Source organism: Mycobacterium sp. TH-M103 (assembly GCF_057473785.1).
In genome coordinates, this window is record NZ_JBYCLG010000049.1 from 1 (window position 1) to 17,352 (window position 17,352).

Here is a 17,352-nt window from a genome sequence, read left to right on the forward strand (position 1 = left end):
GCAGGATGCCCTGGACGGTGCTGCCCTGGGTGCGGGCCATGTACTCGGTGCACAGGATCGGTCGCCCCTGCGGGGCGAGTTCGGCGATGCGGCTCTCAAAGGTTGCCGGCTCGGCGTAGGAGTGGAAGGTGATCACGTCGGAGTTGTCGAGCTGGATGCCGGCGATGGCGCTGCGGCGCCCGGGATCCGACCACTGCCCCTGCCAGACCCCACTCGTCAACGGCTGGCTGGGGTCGACCGTGCGTGCCCACCCGAACACCTGCGGGAGCAGCTCGGCGACACGCTCGAGTTTGTCTTTCCGCTCGACCGAGCGGTAGACGCGCGCGGGATTGTCGGGCTCGTTCCACAGGTCCCAGCCCAGGACGCGATCGTCGTTGCGGAACTGGCCCAGCACACCGGTGACGTAGTCGTACAACACCCGCGTGTAGCGACGGTCATCGAGCCGTTCGGCGCCCGGGCTCTGCACCCACCCGGAGTTGTGGATCCCGGGCCGGGGCGCGCGCTGCCGGCCCAGTCTGGGGTGCGGGTCCCAGCAGGAGTCGAACAACACGAACAGGGGTTTGATGTTGTGGCGCGCGGCGATGGCGACGAATTGCGCCAGCCGGCCCTGAAATCCGCGGGCGTCGGCCGCCCAGAGCTGGTCGTGCAGGAAGACCCGCACCGTGTTGAACCCGGCCGAGCGCGCCCAGCCCAGCTCGGTGTCGATGCGCCGCGGGTCATAGCTGCCCGGTTGGAACATCTCCAATTGGTTGATGGCATTCGACGGAATGAAGTTCGCCCCGACGAGCCAGCCCTGCGCCTGATACCACCGGTTGGCCCGGTCCGGTGACCATCGGCCAGCGTCCGCCGACGCGCGGGGCACCCGGATCACCGCCGTCCCTGCGGCCAGCAACAGCGGCAACTTCAGGACCTCTCGGCGGCGCACGATGGGCACCATAGAGTCATTAGGCGCCGTGTTCGGCCGTGCGTGCCGGATCGCGACGCTATGTCGGGGGAATCGTTATCTTTTCGTCACCTGGGGACGGCCGGGCCCCGCCCCGCGCGCTGGCCCCTCATCGAACCGCGACTTGGAAAGCGTTGCAAGCAAGTAACTTTCGCCGCTCCCCGCGGCGTCAGTAGAGCGGGATCCAGTCGCCGAAGAACCAGTAGCCCCAGCCCCCGAACTGGGAGTTGAAGACGGGAGTGACGGTGAAGGTGTTGTAGGCGAAGGGCCCGAAGTCACTGCGGGCGGCGGCCACGTCGCGCGGCGGCCCGCTCCACGGACGGTTCCAACCGCCCGGCGGCGGCGGACCGTTCCATCCACCCGGAGGCGGGGGGCCGCCCCAGTTGGGTGGCGGGTGGCCGGGAGCCGGTCCGTCGTTCCAGCCATACCCTCGCGGCGGTGGCGGTGGCGGCGCCCCGTGATCCGGCACGCTGAAACCCTGGGGCGCATCCCTGGGCCCGCCCACTTGCTCGTTCGGCCGGACGTAGGCGCCGCGCGGACGGTAAGCCGGATGGGGAGGCTGGGTGCTCGGCGCTTGGAGGGCCGGAGCGGGCTGCCAGCCTCCCGGCGGCGGCTGCTGACCGGGCGGCCCACCCGGAGCCTGCACACCTGGCGGGGGCGGAGGCGGAGCCTGCTGACCGGGCGGCCCACCCGGAGCCTGCACACCCGGCGGGGGCGGAGGCGGAGCCTGCTGACCGGGCGGCCCACCCGGAGCCTGCACACCCGGCGGCCCGCCCGGTGGCGGGTTCTGCGGAGCCGGCGCCCCGGCGCCCGGCCCCTGGCCGCCCGGACGACCGCCCCCCTGGCAGTTCGGGCACGGCGGTGGGGGCGGGTCCTGCGGCGCGGCCTGGGCGAGCCCAGAGGCCAGCGATATTGCCGAGATGCCGACGCCCGTCGCGACCGCCGCCGCGCCGGCCACACGCTTCATAGACATACCTGCGTCCCCTCTGGGGCTTGGGCCCCGACCGTGCTGGTGGCCTGCGCTACGGGCAGGACACGTCCATCTCGAACGGCTTGGTCACCGGCTTCGGGTGCTGTGGGTTGCTCATGTCGACGCCCGTGGCAGTACCCTTGATGGCGTACGACTTGCCGTTGACGGCGGCCCCCGCGTTGCCCGCCTGGTTCGGCGCGGCATCGGAGAAGCCGAGCGTGACGCCGTTGACGCTGCCCAGGCCGACCGAGTGGACGATCGGCGGATTGCCGTTGCTGACCACCGCGCCAACCCCGTCGGAGGCGTCGCCGATGCCGATGTTGACGTTGGCGCCCGACGGGGTGCACGAGACCTGTCCGCTGACGTTCTGCTTCTGACCGCCGACGACGACCTGGGTGCCCGGCGCCGCCGCCGGGCTCGACGCGCCACTGGTGGACTTGTTGCTCGAGCAGCCGGTGCAGGCCGCGACCACCATGACCACTCCGGTTACCCCGATCGCGATCCCACGCTTCACTACCGCTCTCCTTCGTGTCGCTGCCCCGCCGCCCGGTCACGGGTGTCCTGACCGCTCCCGCGGATACCCCGTACCAGTGGCTGCGAAACGACAGGCGCCCGCGGCTGCGCTCTGCGCTACCGCGCACCCGGGGGCGCGAATTGATGCCCTGGGGCCCAGCCGTTTCCAATGACAGCACGGCACGGCCAGCCGGGCCCCAAGCGTTCACGCCCGGGGCGCCGCGACGGGTTCGCGCTCGAGCTTGAGAAAGTTCTTGATCCCGAAGCGGGCGAACTCGCGTCGTCGCCGTGGCGACAGCTGCCCGGCTGCCGTCGCGGCGTCGATGATCTCCGGCCCGACGGCGCCGGATGTTTCGCCGTGGACCCGCACGGTGGCCCGCCCGGCAGCCAGCACGTTGCGCAGCCAGTCCACTTTCGTGCCGTACGGCAGCGGAATGATGAAGCCGTCGCCGACCCGCTCCACCACCACCGGCGTACTGTACGTCTTCCCCGAGCGGCGCCCCGTGTGTTCGATTACCCCTGCATACCAATACTTCTGGCCGGCGACCAGCTTCATCACCGGGTTCAGCACGTGTTTGTTGAACACGCGCACCCGGTCAAGGACCATCTGCCGCTCCTTGAGTCGAGAGCCTGGAGCCACGGTAAGACGCCCGCCGCAGAGGCCCTAGGGTCTTTGGACACCACCGCCGCCGACGTGGCGGCCGAGGAAATCCAACACCGCCCCGGCGAAGACGTCGTTGCGATCCCCGGCAACCATGTGCCCCGCACCGCGCACGTCGGCGAACTCGACCTGCGGGAATCGCGCGAGGAATTCGTCGGCCCGCTCCTGGCTGACGAGGTCGCTCACCTGGCCGCGGACCAGAAGCATCGGCACGCCGCCTGCCAGGATCGTGTCAACGGCCGCGTGCATGCGGTCGACCTCGGTGACCTCGAACGGGGGCAATGCGGCGATGCCGTTGATGAACTGGGGATCCCAGTGCCAGTACCAGCGGTCACCGCGGCGACGCAGGTTGGTGGTCAGCCCTTGCAGATCGGTGGGTCTGGGCCGGTGTGGGTTGTACTCGGCGATCGCGTCGGCGACCTCTTCCAGGGAGCCGAATCCCGATTCCATCCGGTCGGACATGAAGGCATGGATCCGATTGGCCCCGGACTGCTCCATGTTCGGCACGATGTCGACGAGCACGACCGCGCTGGCGATGCCCGGCGCGAGCTCTCCCGCCAGCAGCATCGAGGTGAACCCGCCAAGGGAGGCCCCCACCAGCACCGGTTTCGGGGGCAATTCCCGCAGCACTTCCCGCACGTCGCGGGCGAAGCTGATGACGCGATAGTCGCCCTCGCCGGACCAGTCGGACTCCCCATGGCCGCGCAGGTCGACCGTGACGGCCTGCCAGCCGCGTTCGGCGACGGCGGCGGCCGCCTTGCCCCACGATCGGCGGGTCTGTCCGCCGCCGTGCAAGAACACCACGGCGCGCGCCGCCGGATCCCCCAGCCGGTCGCAGGCGATGCACACACCGCCCGGCGCGCGCGTCGTGAACGGTTCTGGCGCCCGCACAGCTCCGGTCCGATCAGCGGCCATCAGGAGATACTAATTCGCAGTCACGATTCCGAGTCGGAGCAGCCACCCATGCCACCCACGCGAATGCATCCGCCGAACATGCTCTTCACGTCGGAGTCGTCACCGAGGGGCATCCCGACAAGTTCTGCGACCAAGTCTCCGATGCGGTATTGGACGCCTGCTTGACGCACGACCCCGAATCCAGGGTGGCCTGTGAGGCCTATGTGACGCTGGGCGTGATGACGCCGCCTACCCGCCGGTCCCCGGTCCTCAAACCACTTCCGGCGCCGGAACAACGGGACGGCGAGCCCGGTCCTGGGCGCGCGTTCGTTCCTGGCCGCGGTCGACCGCAACGCCACCCAGGGCCCGCTGACCACCCGCCCGGTGCCGTAGCGGCGTCAGTGCTCGTCGTAGTGCCCGCCGTGCGCCGCGTGCCGGCAACCGTCGTGCACGTAGTCGACGTGGTCGCCGTGGGGCACCGCGACGTGGCCACACCCGTCACCGTGGACGTGGTCGTGATGTTCGTGCACGATGTGGCCGGACACCTCACACTCGTCGTAGTGGTCCCCGTGGTGCCGGTGGAGGTGACCCTCGTGGACGTAGTCGACGTGATCCCCGTGCGGGATCGCGACGTGGCCGCACCCCTCGCCGTGCACGTGCTGGTGTCCGGCGTGGGTGTGGTGGGTTGCGCTGGTCATCGCCTGTCACCGCCGTCCTCGAAGCTGTTGGTGCACGCCGCACTTTAGCCGGTCCGGGCAGCACCGGATATGGCCTTAAGTCACCTGTTGCTTGCCCGCCCGGACCGGCGCAGCGCTCTGCGGCGCCTGCCACAGATTGCCGCCCAGGTGAAGAGCAGGCCGGCATAGGCGATAGCCGCGGCGACCGTGAAGACGGGCAGATGCGTGTGCGCGGCGAGCTGGGACGTGCCCGTTGACGAAGGTTCCGACCGGGAAGGCCAGGCTCCACCACGTCAGGGCGAACGGCATGCCGTGCCGCAGCGGGCGCACCGTCAGCGCGGCGGCCAGCGCGATCCACAACACCGCGAATCCCCACACCGGGACCCCGTAGAGGACCGCGAACGCATCGACGGCGGCGGAGATGCGGTGATCGACGGCCAGGCCGGCGACGGTACCCAGAAACCCTGCTGCCGTGATGGATTGGCCGATGGACATAAGCACGTAGCAACAGCGGCACGTAGCCGGGATCCTCGAAATAGGCCTGACGGATGATCCACGACCCGCCGTGGCTCGAGCCCCGGCCATGGGCGCGCTGGTGGCGCTCCAGGCCGAGCACGCGGCGCCCGCGGGCGGCGAGATGGCAGGCGGCGGCGCTGCCCATGCCCCCAGACCGATCACGATGACGTCGTAACGCGATGCGGCGCCGGTCATCCCAGCTACCTCCATATCCAGCCCGGCCGGTTGCGGCGTAGCGTCGAATCGCCGGTGCGGTTTGCGCACTCCAGTGTCGCATCCTTTGTGAGCGGGATGCTGGATGCGCCCAGCGGGCCGCACCATTACCATGGGGTCACACCGCCGGGCGCCGCTACACGGAGATTCCAGTTTCGCTGCGCCCGAACGCAGTTCACGCGCGATGTTCGAGCTCCTGGAGGGAACATGCACCACATGGGACACCACCTCGCCCGAGGCGTGCGCATCGCCGCCGGCCCGGCTCTGGGCGTGGCTGCGCTGCTGGGCTTTGCCGCACCCGCACCCGTCGCGCTGGCCGATGTGCGCCAAAGTGCCTGCGGCACAACCGCCCCGTGTCCGCTGGGCCCGGCCCCGGACGGCGGGGACCAAGGCACCGCCGAGCGGCAGATCATGAACGGCTACGTCGACAACGAGAAGGGGTGCAAGCCGGACGCGTCGCCCAATCCGCAGTCCGTCGCCTGGGACCCGCCGGGCTTCCAGCCGAACGTCGGGGGTTCGGGTAAGGTCACCGACGCCGATCCGCGCCTGGGCGGGCAGTTTCGCGCCGACTGGGTGAACGGCCACTGGCACATCGAGTACCCGCACTGCTGACCTGCCGGCGTGTTACGGCCCATCGGGTCGGGGCCGCCGGCAGCGCCGGACCCGGTGTCTCGGCCCGGTAACGGACAGGCGCCGATCTCGTGGATAGCGTGGCCGCCGTGAGACTTTCCGGAGATGTGCGCGGCGAAACCTGCTGGTAGCGTAGTTGCGGCGGTTGCGAAGGCCGCCGATCCGCCAGGGGAAGCCCCGTACCGTCGCGACGTTCTGCTTTGGGGCTTCGCAGCAAGCTACCGCATACTGGGAGCCGTGCCAGAAGTGACCTCACCGCAAATCGCCGACGCGGTGCCGGGCGGTGCCCCGGCCACGGTTCGGGGTCGCTGATGGCGCGCTCGGGCGCTCACCACCGTCACCGGGCGGTCAAACAGCCGTCAGCGCTGCGCAAGGCGCTGACGCGTGGCTTGATGACCCTGGTCTCGGTGGCCGCGGTGACGCTGACCGGCGCGGGATACTACGTCGCCCACGGCGCGCTGGGCGGCATCACCGTTTCACAGGCGCTCAGCCCGGAAGATCCGCATTCCAGCGGCGACAGCATGAACATCCTGCTCATCGGGCTGGACTCGCGCAAAGACCAGGACGGCAACGACCTGCCCTGGTCGATCCTGAAGCATCTGCACGCGGGTGATTCCGACGACGGCGGCTACAACACCAACACGCTGATACTGGTGCACGTCGGCGCCGACCACAAAGTCGTCGCCTTCTCGATCCCCCGCGACGACTGGGTGCGGTTCAACGGGGTTCCCGGCTACAACCACATCAAGATCAAAGAGGCGTACGGGCTGACCAAGCAATACGTCGCGCAGAAGCTGGCCAACCAGGGCGTGAGCAGCCAGAAGGAACTCGAGACCAAGGGTCGGGAAGCGGGCCGGGCGGCGACCTTGCGCGCCGTGCGAAACCTGACCGGTGTTCCCATCGACTATTTCGCCGAGGTCAACCTGGCCGGCTTCTACGACTTGACGAAGGCGCTGGGCGGTGTCCAGGTGTGCCTCAAGCACGCGGTCTACGACTCGTATTCCGGTGCCGACTTCCCCGCCGGGCCCCAGACACTGGACGCCGCCCAGGCGCTGGCGTTCGTCAGGCAACGTCACGGCCTGGAAAACGGTGACCTGGATCGCACCCACCGCCAGCAGGCGTTCCTGTCGTCGGTCATGCACGAACTGCAGGAGTCGGGCACCTTCACCAACCTGGACAAGCTCAAGAGCCTGATGGCGGTGGCGCGCAAAGACGTCGTCCTGTCGGCCGGCTGGAACGAGGAGCTGATCCAACGTCTGGGAGAGCTGGCCGGCGGTAACGTCGAATTCCGGACCCTGCCCGTGGTGCGCTACGACAACATCGACGGCCTGGACGTCAACATCGTCGATCCGGCGGCGATCAAGGCCGAGGTGGCCCGTGCGATCGGCGTCGCCCCGCCGACGACCCCGACCACCACGACCACAGCCAAACCCAGCCCCGACACCGTCGTCGACGTGATCAACTCGGGCAGCATCAGCGGCCTGGCCACAGAGGTCTCCCACGCACTGAAGAAGCAGGGCTACACCGCGGGCCAGGTCCGCGACCGCGAGTCCGGCGAGCCGACCACCACGACGCTCGACTACGGTGTCGGCGCGCAGACCGATGCGCGCAACGTGGCCACCCTGCTCGGCCTGGACGCGCCGAAGAACCCCGATCCCTACCTCAAGCCCGGACACATCCGCGTGACCCTGGACACCAATTTCTCGCTGCCGGCCCAGGACGAAACCACCGACGACAGCACGACCACGACGACGTCCGGCAAGGCCAGTTCGTACGGATACTGGAGCACCAGCACCTACCCCTCGCCCGATCCCGGCAAGCCCATCGACGGCGGCGGGGTGCCCTGCGTCAACTGAGCGCGGCTTCGCTCAGGCGTGGGTGCCGCCGTCGATCCGGATCTCGGTGCCCGTGATGAACGCCCCGTCCTCGGAAACCAGCATGGCGATGACCCCGGCGACAACCGCGGGATCGGCCATGCCCGTACCGCTGGACTCCACCGTGGTGGGCAGGATCGGCATCAGCCTGGAGAACAGCGACCAGTCGGCGTCCTGCGGGATGTACCCGCCGGTGGCATCGGTGATCCCCGATTTGATGCTGCCCGGCGCCACGCACACCGCGCGCAGGCCCTTGCGCGCGTATTCCAGCGCCAGCGAGTGCGTGAAGGCCTGAATCCCGCCCTTGCTGGCCGCGTAGGCCGCCATGTACGGGTGGGCGAACGCCGCCGAGGTGGAGCTGAAGTTCACGATCGCGCTGCGCGGGTTGGCCAGCAGCGCCGGCAGCGCCTCGCGGACCACCAGGAAAGTGCCGGTCAGGTTGACACCGACGATCTTGTTCCACAACTCCAGGGTGGTGTCGTGGGTGTGCGCGGCGCGCAGCATGCCGGCGGCGTTGACGAGCGAATCGAGGCCACCCAGCGCATCCACGGCCCCGCGCACGCCGGCGGTCACCGAGCCCTCGTCGGCGACGTCCATCTCGCACGGCACGAACCGCTCGGCGGTGCCGTCCTGGGCCGCCCGGGCCCGCGTAGCGTCCAGGCCGTCGGCGGCGATGTCGGCGGCCACCACCGCGGCACCCTCGTCCAGCAGCCGCAGCGCGGTTGCCTGGCCGATCCCCGACCCCGCTCCCGTCACCAGGATGCGTTTGCCCTCGAGTCGCTTCATCTGCCGCTCCCGTTGTCTCGTCCGTAGGCGTGCCCATCATCGCAGGGCCGGGACGAGGCAAGGTAGATGCATGGAAATCGGATTCATCGGCCTGGGCAACATGGGCCGCGGCATGGCCGCGAACCTGCTGCGGGCGGGCCACCGCGTCACCGTCTACAACCGCTCGCCGGGCAAGGCCGAGGCCCTGGTCGGGCACGGCGCGAACGCGGCGGGCTCCGTCGCCGAGGCCGCCGACGCCGACGTCGTGTTCACCATGCTGGCCGACGACCCGGCCGTCGAGGACGTGACGCTGGGCGCGGGCGGCCTGGTGGCTTCGCTGCGGCCGGGGGCCACGCACGTGTCGTCGAGCACGATCAGCGTCGCCCTCTCGGAGCGCCTGGCGGCGGCCCACACCGCGGCGGATCAGGACTATGTTGCCGCACCGGTGTTCGGCCGGCCCGAGGCGGCCGCAGCCGCAACGCTTTTCGTGGTCGCGGCCGGCGCCCGGCGGGTCCTCGAGCCGATGCTGCCGTTGTTCGAGGCGATCGGCCGGCGGACGTTCGTGGTGTCCGAGCAGCCCCACACCGCCAATCTGGTGAAGCTGAGCGGCAACTTCCTGATCGCCTCGGTCATCGAGAGCGTCGGCGAGGCCGTGGCGCTGGTCGCCAAAGCCGGCGTCGACAGGTCGCAGTACGTCGACATCCTCACCTCGACGCTGTTCTCCGCACCGGCGTATCAGACCTATGGCGGGCTCATCGCGCGCCGGGAATTCGAGCCCGCGGGGTTCGCCGCGCGCCTCGGCCTCAAGGACATCCGGCTCGTGCTGGCCGCCGCGGAGCAGCTGCAGGTGCCGCTGCCGGTGGCCAGCCTGCTGCGCGACCGGTTGCTCACCCTGGTGGCGACCGGTGGCGGCGAGCTGGACTGGTCGGCGCTGGCGACGCTCGCCGACCGGGACGCCGGGACGGGGTCAGACCACCCCGCGTAGCCCGTCGGCGCCGAACGCGGGTTCCAGCATCGCCGAGAAGTCCGGGCCGCGGCGCAGCATGTGGCCACCGTCGACGTTGATGCACTGGCCGGTGATCCAGCTCGCGGCGTCGCTCAGCAGGAACATCGCCAGGTTGGCGACGTCTTCGGTCTCCCCAGGACGGGGCAGCGGCGTGCAGATCCGGTAGTCCTCGCTCAGCTCAGGCGACCCGGTGATCGGCGCCACCAGATCGGTGCGGATCAGGCCCGGGCGGATGCTGTTGACCCGCACCCAGGACGGGCCCAGCTCGTCGGCGGCCAGCATCATCATGTGGTCCACGGCCGACTTGGTCACCCCGTAGGCGCCGAACCAGCGGTGGGTGTTGCTGGCCGCGATCGAGGAGATCCCGACGAACGAACCGCCGCCACCGCGCACCAGTTCGCGGGCGGCATGCTTGAGCACGTACATGGTGCCGTTGACGTTGAGGTCGACCGTGCGGCGCCACGCCTCCGAGTCGACCTGGGTGATCGGGCCGATGGTCTCCGACCCGCCCGCGCAATGCACGACGCCGTGCAGCCGGCCCCGCCACGCCGTCGCGGCCTCCACCGCGCGCGCGGCCTCCTCCTCGTTGGTGATGTCGGTGGGCTCGTAACGGATCGCGCCGTCCGCGTCGAGCGCCTCGACTTCCTTCACCGCGGCCGCGAGCCGGTCGGCGTTGCGTCCGACGATCATCACGGCGGCCCCGGCGGCGACCAGCCCGGCGGCCACCCCCTTGCCGATTCCGCTGCCACCACCGGTGACGAGATAGGTCCGGTCCTCGAAAGAAAGCTGCACGCAAAGCCCCTCACGCCGAAACTGAAGCAGGTTCTAGCTATCGAACCATGCGAGCGTGGGTGCGCGCACCAGCGGTCCGCCCTCGGACCGCTAGGGTGTATCGCGGCGCGCCAGCTTCGTCGGCTTGGCGTTGCGCCAGTCCTCGACGTCGGGCGGCAGGCCGACCGGATACCGGTTCTCGTTGTGGGCCGCCCAGTGCGCATGCCCCAACTCGTGGATGTGGAACGCGTGCCGCAGCGCCTCGGTGAAACCCATTGCGTCGGAAGCGGCGTTGACCGAGTCCTTGACGAGCAGGGCCGCCATCGTCGGGCGCTCGGCGATGCGCCGAGCGAATTCCAATGTCTTCTCGGCCAGTTCGTCGGCGGGGAAGACTTTGGAAACCATGCCGAGCCGGTAGGCCTCGTCTGCGTCGAGCGAATCGCCGGTCAGCAGCAGCTCTTTGGCTTTGCGAGGACCGAATTCCCAAGGGTGCGCGTAATATTCGACGCCCGGCATGCCCAGGCGCACCGCGACCACATCGCTGAACTTGGCGTTGTCGGCGGCCACGATCAGATCGCATGCCCAGATCAGCATCAGGCCTGCGGAGATCGCATTACCCTGCACCTGGGCGATGGTGATTTTGCGCAAATCCCGCCAGCGGCAGGTGTTCTGGAAGAAGTAGTGCCACTCCTGCAGGTAGAGCTTCTCCGCGATCGGGTCGCGGGTACCGCCGTTGATGCGGAAGCTGGGAAGCTGGCCGCGCTCGGCGATCGCCAGCTCCGAACCCAGGTCGTGCCCCGCGGAGAAGTTCTTCCCGCGGGCCGCCAGGATCACCACGCGCACGGTGTCGTCGGCCTCGGCACGCAGAAACGCCTCGTCGAGCTGAACCAGCAGGCCGCGGCTCTGCGCGTTGTGGGCGTCGGGCCGGTTGAGCCAGATCCGGGCGATGCAGCCCTCGTCGAGGGTTTCGTAGGACACCAGCTCCTGGGCGTCGGCGTCGGCCTCCGCAGCACCGGCCTGATCAGACAGTGTCATCCGCCCACCTCGCTTCCTGTCGGCTCCGGGCCGGTTCCGACCCGTTTACACATTACGGCCAGAGTGTAAGAGAGCCACGGGGTGGGTTGAGCGGCTCCCGGCAATTCGCGGCCGGCACCGGCACTGCCCGCGTCACCGATCCGCGGCGTAGTGCCGGATCAGGACTGTTCCAGCGCCGCCGCCAGCAGCGCCGTGGCAGACTTGAGCAGCGCCAGCGACCGCTTGAGGTTCGCGTTCTCTTCCTTCAACAGCTCGACCTCGGATCGGTCGAACGCCGCGGCCGGGCCACCGCTGTCGATCGCAGCCCCGCGGGTCCGTTCGTGGACCACCCGAGAACCGGCCGCCAGCAAACGTGACGCGACGCCGCGTTGGGCCGAAATACCTTTCAACGCACGCGAAGCCGCCCTCCAGCTGCACGAGCACGAAGCGCACCAGCGTGCGGAGCATCTCCGCCAGCAGGAAGCCCAGCTTGCCCAGCGCGCCGCCCAGTTGGTCAAGCAAGGCACGCCGCTTCCCCAGCAGGTGCCGCAGTTGCGGTATCGGGAAGCCCAGGTGGCCCAGCGGGAATCCCAGATCGCCCAGCACGAGGCCGAGCTCGCGCAGCACGAGGCCCGGCTTCCAGCAGCACGAGGAGCAGCTTCGGCGGCAGGAAGCCGAGCTCGGGCAGTGGGAAGGCGAGCTTCGCGAACACGAAGCCGGGTACGAATGTCAGGAAGCCAAGCTCGCATAGCGGCAAGCCCAGCTCGACAAGCGCGAAGCCGAGCTCCGCGAGCAGCAGGCAGATCTTCGCCGGCGGCAACGAAGGCGCTCGTGCGGATTTCGGTGCGTGATCCCCGCCGATAGCGCCGGTCCGCGACCACTCCCCGGAGCGCGGCGACGCCCCGGCCAGGCAAGACGGCTGCGGCTCGATGAGCGGGTCGCATACAGTGGTGCCATGCCTACGAAATCCGACCCTGGCGACCTCGGCGATGTGGAACCGCTGGCCGACAGCACCGCCAGCCAGGCCCGGCGCGTCGTTGCCGCGTATGCGACCGACGCCGACGAGTGCCGCGTCTTCTTGTCCATGCTCGGCATTGGACCCTCGAAACTCGATGCGTAGATGACTCCCAGCGGGGTCGAGCACGCCGACGGCCCGCCCGTCGGGGATTCCGACTTCGTCGTGGTCGCCAATCGGCTGCCGGTCGACATGGAGCGGTTGCCCGACGGCAGCACGTCCTGGAAGCGCAGCCCCGGCGGGCTGGTCACGGCCCTGGAACCACTCCTGCGGCGCAGGCGTGGCGCATGGGTCGGCTGGCCCGGCGTCGCCGCCGAGGAGATCGGCGACACCGAAGATGGGCCGTTCGTGCAGGACGAGCTCACCCTGCATCAGGTGCGCCTGAGCGCCGACGACGTCGCCGAATACTACGAGGGATTTTCCAACGCCACGCTGTGGCCGCTGTACCACGACGTCATCGTCAAGCCCATCTACCACCGCGAGTGGTGGGAGCGCTACGTCGACGTCAACCGCCGCTTCGCCGAGGCCACCGCACGGGCCGCCGCGCACGGTGCCACCGTGTGGGTGCAGGACTACCAGCTGCAGCTCGTGCCGCAGATGCTGCGCACGCTGCGACCGGACCTGACCATCGGCTTTTTCCTGCACATCCCGTTCCCGCCGGTCGAGCTGTTCATGCAGATGCCGTGGCGCACCGAGATCATCAAGGGCCTCCTGGGCGCCGACCTGGTGGGGTTCCACCTGGCCGGCGGGGCCCAGAACTTCCTGTTCCTGGCCCGCCGCCTGGTCGGCGTGGAGACCTCCCGGGGGTCAGTCGGGGTGCGGTCGCGCTTCGGAGAAGTCCAGCTGGATTCGCGCACCGTGCGGGTGGGCGCCTTCCCCATCTCAATCGACTCCGCCGACCTCGACCGCAAGGCCCGCGACCGCAACGTCCGGCGCCGGGCCCGCGAGATCCGGGCCGAGCTGGGCAATCCCCGCAAGATCCTGCTCGGCGTCGACCGGCTGGACTACACCAAAGGCATCGACGTCCGGTTGAAGGCGTTCTCGGAGCTGCTCGCCGAGGGCCGGGCAAAACGCGAGGACACCGTGCTGATCCAGCTGGCCACCCCGAGCCGTGAGCGGGTGGAGAGCTACCGCATCCTGCGCGACGACATCGAACGCCAGGTCGGTCACATCAACGGCGAGTACGCCGAGGTGGGGCATCCGGTGGTGCACTACCTGCATCGCCCGGTTCCCCGCGACGAGCTCATCGCGTACTTCGTCGCCGCCGACGTCATGCTGGTCACCCCGCTGCGCGACGGAATGAACCTGGTGGCAAAGGAATACGTCGCCTGCCGCAGCGATCTCGGTGGTGCGCTGGTGCTCAGCGAGTTCACCGGAGCCTCCGCCGAGCTCCGGCTGGCCTACCTGGTCAACCCGCACGACCTCGAAGGGGTCAAGGACGCCATCGAGGCGGCGCTCAACCAGCCCGAGGAGGACGGCCGGCGCCGGATGCGGTCGATGCGGCGCCAGGTGCTCGCCCACGACGTCGACCGCTGGGCGCGCTCGTTCCTCGACGCGCTCGCCGAGGCGCGCCCGCCCGGCACCGCGTAGTCGGCGAAAGCCATGGTGTGACCGCCCGAACGCTGTGATACTCGAGAGCAGCGCGATGGTGTGAGCAGAAAGGGACGAAGATGAAGATTCGTCGCGGACTGGCCGCCGGCGCCGGCGTCTTCTCGGTGGTGGCGATGGGCATCGCACTCGAATCCGGCGACCCGGCGCGCGCGGTCGCGCCGCCGGCGGACGGCCTGTACAACTTCGACCAGGCGGGCGTGTCGGGCGTGACCTGGCAGGTGACGGCGCTGTGCGACCAGGTCAACGGGAGCCGGTACTACAAGGACTACTCCAACCCCGACATCATGGCCGACTTCTGCTCGTTGAACGTGGTCAGCTACACGAACGAACGGACCACCCGCGCGGACAAGCTGCAGAATTACAGCGGCAGGGCCCGGCTGACGAGCGGGCTCTGGACGTTCCAGGTGGGCAAGGCCGATGGAGTCTCCTGCCCGGGCGGCGGCACCGGGGAGTCCAGCGAGACGTTCGCCTTCGACAACGAGACGATGGCCGGCACGCACACCACCTTGCACGGCGCGGTCTGCGGCCTGCAGCCGGCGATGACAAAGCAGCCGTTCTCCCTGCGGCTCATCGGCCCTCCGCCGAGCCCGATCCAGCGTTATCCGTTGTACTGCAACGACATTGCGATGTGCTACTGATCAGATCGGCGTGATGTAGTTGATCAGCCACTGCTTGCCGATCTTCTGGAAGTCCACCCGCAGCCGGCTGCCGTCGTAGAGCGGCTGCCGTGACTTGTCGGTGACGGTGCGGTTCAGATAGACCATCACCGACGCCGAATCCCGTTTGGCCGACATCACTCCGGCGCCGACGACGTTGGCCTGCACCACCACCTCACGCTTCTTCGCCTCCGGGATGATCTGCGCGTTGGCGCTCTTGCGGAACTCCTGGCGGTACGCCGGTGTCAGCATCGGATACGCGTCGGCGAGGCTGCGTTCGACGGTCTGGTAGTCATAGCCGAAAACCTCGGGGATCTCCCTGGTGGCCAGCCCGGGCAGGACCGCCCGCGCCGCCTGTTCGCCGCGGGCCTGCACGCGGTCCCAGTAGAACCAGCCGGTCGCCGCGGCCAGCCCGACGAAGCCGACGACGAGTAGGACGACCGCGGCGGCCAGCAGCCACCGCAGCCCCCGGCGCAGCCGCATCAGTTGCCCCCGTTGGGGTACTTCAGGTCGTAGCCGGTCATCCGCCCGGACTCGTCCTCGTGCACGATGACCCGCAGCCGGTACGGCATGGACGGTTTGTTGACCCCGTCGATGTCGGCGACGGTGACCCGCACCGAGACGAGGACCGACGCGTTGTCGGTGACCGGGTCGATGCCCTCGAGGGCGGCGCCGTTGACGACGGCTTCCGACGTCGCGTTGGTGGACCGGAACAGGCCCTTGAGGTTCTCGATGTTGTTGTTGGCCCCCAGCATGCCGCGCAGGGGGCCGCTGGTCTGGTCGTAGAACCGGTTCACGCTCTCGTCGATGTTGTCCTGCTTGTAACTGAACATGTTGACCACCGTCTGGGTGGCGGTGTCGACGAACCGCTGGTCGCGGGCCTGCTCGGCGCTGGCCTTCCGATGCTGGACGACCAGCGCCGTCAGGCAGGCTGCCAGCGCGCCGATCGCCACGACCGCGGCGGCAACCGAGACCCACGCGACCAGGACCCGGTGCGGCCGCCGCCGCGGCGGCGGCTTGACGGGTTTGAAGGTCCTGACGGGCGGCCCCGCCTGCTTCGGCTCGACCGGGAGGTCGATCCGTCCCGTCGCGCCGTCGGCGGACTCACTTCTGGCGGGTCCCGCCGCGCGGGACGCCCGCCGCCGGACGCGTGTCGGTTTGGTCTGCTCGTCTGTCACTACCGGATCCATCACATGGGTCTTGGGTCGAGCATGAGCTCCACCCAATTCTCGGCGCCCGACGCGCCGTTCGCACCGGCCGCGAAGATACCAGTGCCGCCTGCCGGGTCCGCGAACGCGCCGGTCTTCGGGTCGTAGGTGGTGTAGGCCGGACCGCTGGCCTGCGGCGGCGGCCCGGGCGCCGGGGCGGCTTCGGGTGCCGCGCCGGTGCCCTCCGGCGGTGGTGGCGGCGGCAGCCACTTCGGATACGGAACCTGCGGCGGAACCGGCGGCACCCCGGGCGGCTGCCACGACGTGAACGGCGGCGGCGGCCCGTTGTCGTTGGGCGGCGGCGGGTCGTAGGCCGGCTGATGCGGCGCCGGCCCGGGACCGGGCACCACACCCGGCGGTGGCGGCCCGACGATCGGGGTGCCAGGATCCGGATCCGCGCCTGGCGGGATGTACGGGAAGTGGTTGGGCGGCAACACGTTGAGCCCGTTGGTCACCGGTGTGTCATAGGGCACGGGCGGGCCGCGCCAGGGGTTGCGGCCGACCGGCACGTAGCCCTTCGGGTCCCGGCACAGCTGGACCGTCGGCGCGCGTTTGCCGGGGAACTCCTGGCACGGATAGTTGCGGGCGCCGCGCACGGTGGTGGGATCGTTCTGGGCGGCCTTGCAGTACAGGTCGGGCGGGAGTTCGCGCAGCGTCTCGTCGGCCGGTGTGCGCATCAGCGGCGGCGGCAGAAAGCCGACCGAGCACGGCGGCGGGTCGTTCAGGTCGAGCTTGAAGTCGAGCTTGGCGCCCTCGTCCTGCGGCTCCCCGCCGGCGGAGGTGATGATCGCGGCGAACAACGCCGGCAACACGACCAGCAGGTGCTCGACCGACTTGTGGTAGATGACGCCGACCCGGCCCAGGTTGGCCAGGCTGGCGGCCAGCGCCGGGAAGGAGGGCCGGATGCCGGAGAAGGCGGTGTTCGCCTCGTCCGCTGCGCCCGGGGCGGTGGCCAGCGTGGAGCGCAGTTGCGGGTCCGCCTGATGCACCTCGGCGGTGAACCGCGCCAGCCCATCCGACAGCGACTTGATGTCGGCGCCCGCGCGGATCTGGGCCTGCAGGAACGGGCCGGCCTGGTCAATGAGCTCCGAAACCCGCGGATAGTCGGCGTTGGCCTGGTCGACCAGCAGCCGCGCGGACTCGAACAACCGGGCCAGCTCGGGGCCCGATCCGTTGGCCGCGATGAACGTCTCGTGCAGCACCTCCCGCAGCCGGGTGTCGCTCACGCTGTTGACCAGCGTCTCAGCCCGCTTCAACAGATCGGCGACGTCCTGGCCGATCCGGGTGTTCTGCCGGGCGATGCGGAACCCGTTGTGCAACTTGGTCGATGCCGGAGGTCCCGGTGGCACCAGGTCGATGTACTGCTCGCCTACCGCCGACACGCTCTTCACGGTGGCGGTGACGTTCGACGGGAT

19 protein-coding genes and 3 pseudogenes are annotated in these 17,352 nt (G+C 69.6%); 7 read left to right on the forward strand and 15 right to left on the reverse strand.

Features of this window, described 5'->3' with window-relative positions:
- The 5 genes from AC2VOR_RS02190 to AC2VOR_RS02210 all read right to left on the reverse strand — a co-directional run.
- On the reverse strand, positions 1 to 925 hold a 925-nt coding region (locus tag AC2VOR_RS02190; protein ID WP_486963125.1), incomplete at its 3' end, for a glycoside hydrolase 5 family protein.
- Positions 926 to 1,112: 187 nt separating this feature from the next.
- A complete protein-coding gene (locus tag AC2VOR_RS02195; protein ID WP_486963126.1) occupies positions 1,113 to 1,910 on the reverse strand; it encodes an MAP_0585 family protein in 798 nt (265 codons plus the stop codon).
- 55 nt (positions 1,911 to 1,965) lie between these two features.
- Positions 1,966 to 2,427 (reverse strand): lipoprotein LpqH, encoded by a 462-nt coding sequence (locus tag AC2VOR_RS02200; RefSeq protein ID WP_369736804.1) that lies wholly within the window; start codon positions 2,425 to 2,427, stop codon positions 1,966 to 1,968.
- A gap of 204 nt (positions 2,428 to 2,631) precedes the next feature.
- Positions 2,632 to 3,033: a nitroreductase family deazaflavin-dependent oxidoreductase gene (locus AC2VOR_RS02205; protein WP_369736803.1), complete on the reverse strand. Its 402-nt coding sequence runs from the start codon at positions 3,031 to 3,033 to the stop codon at positions 2,632 to 2,634.
- Positions 3,034 to 3,090: 57 nt separating this feature from the next.
- Positions 3,091 to 4,002, reverse strand: coding sequence for an alpha/beta fold hydrolase (locus tag AC2VOR_RS02210; RefSeq protein WP_369736802.1), 912 nt, complete (start codon positions 4,000 to 4,002; stop codon positions 3,091 to 3,093).
- On the opposite strand from AC2VOR_RS02210, the pseudogene AC2VOR_RS02215 reads away from it, so the two are divergent.
- Positions 3,966 to 4,208 (forward strand): annotated as a pseudogene (locus AC2VOR_RS02215) (S-adenosylmethionine synthetase N-terminal domain-containing protein); the annotation flags it as partial. The gene AC2VOR_RS02210 and the pseudogene AC2VOR_RS02215 overlap by 37 nt on opposite strands.
- A gap of 171 nt (positions 4,209 to 4,379) precedes the next feature.
- Here AC2VOR_RS02215 and AC2VOR_RS02220 read toward each other — a convergent pair.
- From AC2VOR_RS02220 to AC2VOR_RS02230, 3 genes and pseudogenes are all read right to left on the reverse strand, one after another.
- Positions 4,380 to 4,679, reverse strand: a complete 300-nt coding sequence (locus tag AC2VOR_RS02220) for a hypothetical protein (protein WP_369736801.1) — start codon at positions 4,677 to 4,679, stop codon at positions 4,380 to 4,382.
- A gap of 80 nt (positions 4,680 to 4,759) precedes the next feature.
- Positions 4,760 to 5,159: pseudogene (locus AC2VOR_RS02225) on the reverse strand (SLAC1 family transporter); the annotation flags it as partial.
- Positions 5,152 to 5,369: pseudogene (locus AC2VOR_RS02230) on the reverse strand (FAD-dependent oxidoreductase); the annotation flags it as partial. The pseudogenes AC2VOR_RS02225 and AC2VOR_RS02230, both read right to left, overlap by 8 nt.
- A 234-nt stretch (positions 5,370 to 5,603) precedes the next feature.
- On the opposite strand from AC2VOR_RS02230, the gene AC2VOR_RS02235 reads away from it, so the two are divergent.
- Positions 5,604 to 5,999, forward strand: a complete 396-nt coding sequence (locus tag AC2VOR_RS02235) for an integrase (protein ID WP_369736800.1) — start codon at positions 5,604 to 5,606, stop codon at positions 5,997 to 5,999.
- 329 nt (positions 6,000 to 6,328) lie between these two features.
- The gene (locus tag AC2VOR_RS02240) at positions 6,329 to 7,873 is read left to right on the forward strand and encodes an LCP family protein (RefSeq protein ID WP_369736799.1); all 1,545 of its coding nucleotides are present in this window, start codon (positions 6,329 to 6,331) and stop codon (positions 7,871 to 7,873) included.
- Positions 7,874 to 7,885: 12 nt separating this feature from the next.
- On the opposite strand, the gene AC2VOR_RS02245 is transcribed toward AC2VOR_RS02240, so the two are convergent.
- Positions 7,886 to 8,677 carry an SDR family NAD(P)-dependent oxidoreductase gene (locus AC2VOR_RS02245; RefSeq protein ID WP_369736798.1) on the reverse strand — a complete coding sequence of 264 codons (792 nt, stop codon included), beginning with the start codon at positions 8,675 to 8,677 and terminating at the stop codon, positions 7,886 to 7,888.
- A gap of 70 nt (positions 8,678 to 8,747) precedes the next feature.
- On the opposite strand from AC2VOR_RS02245, the gene AC2VOR_RS02250 reads away from it, so the two are divergent.
- Positions 8,748 to 9,641: an NAD(P)-dependent oxidoreductase gene (locus AC2VOR_RS02250; protein ID WP_369736797.1), complete on the forward strand. Its 894-nt coding sequence runs from the start codon at positions 8,748 to 8,750 to the stop codon at positions 9,639 to 9,641.
- On the opposite strand, the gene AC2VOR_RS02255 is transcribed toward AC2VOR_RS02250, so the two are convergent.
- The 3 genes from AC2VOR_RS02255 to AC2VOR_RS02265 all read right to left on the reverse strand — a co-directional run bounded on the left by AC2VOR_RS02255 (position 9,624) and on the right by AC2VOR_RS02265 (position 11,797).
- Complete coding sequence (locus AC2VOR_RS02255; RefSeq protein WP_369736796.1) at positions 9,624 to 10,454, reverse strand: SDR family oxidoreductase; 831 nt, start codon at positions 10,452 to 10,454, stop codon at positions 9,624 to 9,626. The genes AC2VOR_RS02250 and AC2VOR_RS02255 overlap by 18 nt on opposite strands.
- A 90-nt stretch (positions 10,455 to 10,544) precedes the next feature.
- Positions 10,545 to 11,468: an enoyl-CoA hydratase gene (locus AC2VOR_RS02260; RefSeq protein ID WP_486963127.1), complete on the reverse strand. Its 924-nt coding sequence runs from the start codon at positions 11,466 to 11,468 to the stop codon at positions 10,545 to 10,547.
- 158 nt (positions 11,469 to 11,626) lie between these two features.
- On the reverse strand, positions 11,627 to 11,797 hold the full coding sequence (locus tag AC2VOR_RS02265; RefSeq protein WP_369736794.1) for a hypothetical protein: 171 nt from the start codon (positions 11,795 to 11,797) through the stop codon (positions 11,627 to 11,629).
- A gap of 605 nt (positions 11,798 to 12,402) precedes the next feature.
- Between AC2VOR_RS02265 and AC2VOR_RS02270 the strand changes: the two genes are divergently transcribed.
- The 3 genes from AC2VOR_RS02270 (at position 12,403) to AC2VOR_RS02280 (ending at position 14,711) form a co-directional block, all read left to right on the forward strand.
- Entirely contained in the window at positions 12,403 to 12,567 is a 165-nt protein-coding gene (locus AC2VOR_RS02270; RefSeq protein ID WP_369736793.1) for a hypothetical protein, read from the forward strand.
- Complete coding sequence (locus AC2VOR_RS02275) at positions 12,568 to 14,052, forward strand: alpha,alpha-trehalose-phosphate synthase (UDP-forming) (RefSeq protein WP_369736792.1); 1,485 nt, start codon at positions 12,568 to 12,570, stop codon at positions 14,050 to 14,052.
- Between the two features lie 80 nt (positions 14,053 to 14,132).
- Entirely contained in the window at positions 14,133 to 14,711 is a 579-nt protein-coding gene (locus AC2VOR_RS02280; RefSeq protein WP_369736791.1) for a hypothetical protein, read from the forward strand.
- On the opposite strand, the gene AC2VOR_RS02285 is transcribed toward AC2VOR_RS02280, so the two are convergent.
- From AC2VOR_RS02285 to AC2VOR_RS02295, 3 genes are all read right to left on the reverse strand, one after another.
- Positions 14,712 to 15,212 carry a mammalian cell entry protein gene (locus AC2VOR_RS02285; RefSeq protein WP_486963128.1) on the reverse strand — a complete coding sequence of 167 codons (501 nt, stop codon included), beginning with the start codon at positions 15,210 to 15,212 and terminating at the stop codon, positions 14,712 to 14,714.
- Positions 15,212 to 15,919: a mammalian cell entry protein gene (locus tag AC2VOR_RS02290; protein WP_369736789.1), complete on the reverse strand. Its 708-nt coding sequence runs from the start codon at positions 15,917 to 15,919 to the stop codon at positions 15,212 to 15,214. Before AC2VOR_RS02290 ends, AC2VOR_RS02285 begins: the two co-directional genes overlap by 1 nt.
- Positions 15,919 to 17,352: MCE family protein (locus AC2VOR_RS02295; RefSeq protein WP_486963129.1), on the reverse strand; the 1,434-nt coding region annotated here is incomplete at its 5' end. The genes AC2VOR_RS02290 and AC2VOR_RS02295, both read right to left, overlap by 1 nt.

Excerpts from the sequence above, each read along its gene's own strand:
- AC2VOR_RS02195 (WP_486963126.1), bottom strand. The coding sequence starts at position 1,910 with ATGAAGCGTGTGGCCGGCGCGGCGGCGGTCGCGACGGGCGTCGGCATC.
- AC2VOR_RS02205 (WP_369736803.1), bottom strand. The coding sequence starts at position 3,033 with ATGGTCCTTGACCGGGTGCGCGTGTTCAACAAACACGTGCTGAACCCG.
- AC2VOR_RS02210 (WP_369736802.1), bottom strand. The coding sequence starts at position 4,002 with ATGGCCGCTGATCGGACCGGAGCTGTGCGGGCGCCAGAACCGTTCACG.
- AC2VOR_RS02220 (WP_369736801.1), bottom strand. The coding sequence starts at position 4,679 with ATGACCAGCGCAACCCACCACACCCACGCCGGACACCAGCACGTGCAC.
- AC2VOR_RS02235 (WP_369736800.1), top strand. The coding sequence starts at position 5,604 with ATGGGACACCACCTCGCCCGAGGCGTGCGCATCGCCGCCGGCCCGGCT.
- AC2VOR_RS02240 (WP_369736799.1), top strand. The coding sequence starts at position 6,329 with ATGGCGCGCTCGGGCGCTCACCACCGTCACCGGGCGGTCAAACAGCCG.
- AC2VOR_RS02245 (WP_369736798.1), bottom strand. The coding sequence starts at position 8,677 with ATGAAGCGACTCGAGGGCAAACGCATCCTGGTGACGGGAGCGGGGTCG.
- AC2VOR_RS02250 (WP_369736797.1), top strand. The coding sequence starts at position 8,748 with ATGGAAATCGGATTCATCGGCCTGGGCAACATGGGCCGCGGCATGGCC.
- AC2VOR_RS02260 (WP_486963127.1), bottom strand. The coding sequence starts at position 11,468 with ATGACACTGTCTGATCAGGCCGGTGCTGCGGAGGCCGACGCCGACGCC.
- AC2VOR_RS02270 (WP_369736793.1), top strand. The coding sequence starts at position 12,403 with ATGCCTACGAAATCCGACCCTGGCGACCTCGGCGATGTGGAACCGCTG.
- AC2VOR_RS02275 (WP_369736792.1), top strand. The coding sequence starts at position 12,568 with ATGACTCCCAGCGGGGTCGAGCACGCCGACGGCCCGCCCGTCGGGGAT.
- AC2VOR_RS02280 (WP_369736791.1), top strand. The coding sequence starts at position 14,133 with ATGAAGATTCGTCGCGGACTGGCCGCCGGCGCCGGCGTCTTCTCGGTG.
- AC2VOR_RS02285 (WP_486963128.1), bottom strand. The coding sequence starts at position 15,212 with ATGCGGCTGCGCCGGGGGCTGCGGTGGCTGCTGGCCGCCGCGGTCGTC.
- AC2VOR_RS02290 (WP_369736789.1), bottom strand. The coding sequence starts at position 15,919 with ATGGATCCGGTAGTGACAGACGAGCAGACCAAACCGACACGCGTCCGG.